The following is a 2,026-nucleotide window of genomic DNA, read 5'->3' as shown; positions in this document are numbered from 1 at the left end:
GACTGTATTCACTAAACTCTATAATCTTCTTAGCTTGTACTCCGTAAAGTACATGGTGGAGACTAGGAGAGTCGAACTCCTGACCTCCTGCGTGCAAAGCAGGCGCTCTACCAACTAAGCTAAGTCCCCAGCTTATCACTTAATGAACGACATATCTTTCAATCTAAGCTACTGCAATCAGATTTGGTGGGTCTGACAAGACTTGAACTTGTGACCCCACGCTTATCAAGCGTGTGCTCTAACCAACTGAGCTACAGACCCTCAGATACATCTTCGAAGAACAACTTGTTGTGGATTCTTACCGGTCACCAATCTTTCGTTAAGGAGGTGATCCAGCCGCAGGTTCCCCTACGGCTACCTTGTTACGACTTCACCCCAGTCATCGGCCACACCGTGGTAAGCGTCCTCCTTACGGTTAGACTACCTACTTCTGGTGCAACAAACTCCCATGGTGTGACGGGCGGTGTGTACAAGGCCCGGGAACGTATTCACCGCGGCATTCTGATCCGCGATTACTAGCGATTCCGACTTCATGGAGTCGAGTTGCAGACTCCAATCCGGACTACGATCGGCTTTTTGAGATTAGCATCCTATCGCTAGGTAGCAACCCTTTGTACCGACCATTGTAGCACGTGTGTAGCCCTGGTCGTAAGGGCCATGATGACTTGACGTCGTCCCCGCCTTCCTCCAGTTTGTCACTGGCAGTATCCTTAAAGTTCCCGGCTTAACCCGCTGGCAAATAAGGAAAAGGGTTGCGCTCGTTGCGGGACTTAACCCAACATCTCACGACACGAGCTGACGACAGCCATGCAGCACCTGTATGTAAGTTCCCGAAGGCACCAATCCATCTCTGGAAAGTTCTTACTATGTCAAGACCAGGTAAGGTTCTTCGCGTTGCATCGAATTAAACCACATGCTCCACCGCTTGTGCGGGCCCCCGTCAATTCATTTGAGTTTTAGTCTTGCGACCGTACTCCCCAGGCGGTCTACTTATCGCGTTAGCTGCGCCACTAAAGCCTCAAAGGCCCCAACGGCTAGTAGACATCGTTTACGGCATGGACTACCAGGGTATCTAATCCTGTTTGCTCCCCATGCTTTCGTACCTCAGCGTCAGTATTAGGCCAGATGGCTGCCTTCGCCATCGGTATTCCTCCAGATCTCTACGCATTTCACCGCTACACCTGGAATTCTACCATCCTCTCCCATACTCTAGCTGACCAGTATCGAATGCAATTCCTAAGTTAAGCTCAGGGATTTCACATCCGACTTAATCAGCCGCCTACGCACGCTTTACGCCCAGTAAATCCGATTAACGCTCGCACCCTCTGTATTACCGCGGCTGCTGGCACAGAGTTAGCCGGTGCTTATTCTGCGAGTAACGTCCACTATCCAGTAGTATTAGTACTAGTAGCCTCCTCCTCGCTTAAAGTGCTTTACAACCAAAAGGCCTTCTTCACACACGCGGCATGGCTGGATCAGGCTTCCGCCCATTGTCCAATATTCCCCACTGCTGCCTCCCGTAGGAGTCTGGGCCGTGTCTCAGTCCCAGTGTGGCGGATCATCCTCTCAGACCCGCTACAGATCGTCGCCTTGGTAGGCCTTTACCCCACCAACTAGCTAATCCGACTTAGGCTCATCATTTAGCGCAAGGTCCGAAGATCCCCTGCTTTCTCCCGTAGGACGTATGCGGTATTAGCATTCCTTTCGGAATGTTGTCCCCCACTAAATGGCAGATTCCTAAGCATTACTCACCCGTCCGCCGCTAAGTGATAGTGCAAGCACCATCACTCCGCTCGACTTGCATGTGTTAAGCCTGCCGCCAGCGTTCAATCTGAGCCATGATCAAACTCTTCAGTTTAAAATCATTAGTAGCTTATGGCTACAAATCTTGGCTCATCAATTTTCTGACTAAAAATTCGCTCAAATAAACTTCGAGAAATTTTTACCATTCAATCAATGAAATATTTTCGATTGATCAACCAGTAAAAATCCACACAAGTTGTTCTTCTATTCTCTTAATGATCTT

General features: G+C 49.4%; 2 tRNA genes and 1 rRNA gene. All 3 read right to left on the bottom strand.

The features are described 5' to 3' along the window. Positions 1 to 53 precede the first annotated feature (53 nt). Positions 54 to 129, bottom strand: a tRNA-Ala gene (locus WA352_RS21600). A 55-nt stretch (positions 130 to 184) separates the two neighbouring features. Further along, positions 185 to 261: transfer RNA gene (locus WA352_RS21595), tRNA-Ile, on the bottom strand. Between the two features lie 59 nt (positions 262 to 320). Continuing rightward, a 16S ribosomal RNA gene (locus WA352_RS21590) occupies positions 321 to 1,858 on the bottom strand. Positions 1,859 to 2,026 lie beyond the last annotated feature (168 nt).

This window comes from Acinetobacter sp. 102 (assembly GCF_037028485.1).
In the GTDB taxonomy this organism is placed as follows: domain Bacteria; phylum Pseudomonadota; class Gammaproteobacteria; order Pseudomonadales; family Moraxellaceae; genus Acinetobacter; species Acinetobacter higginsii.
Note: the sequence above shows the minus strand (reverse complement) of the source record. Positions and strands in the feature narration are given on the sequence as shown.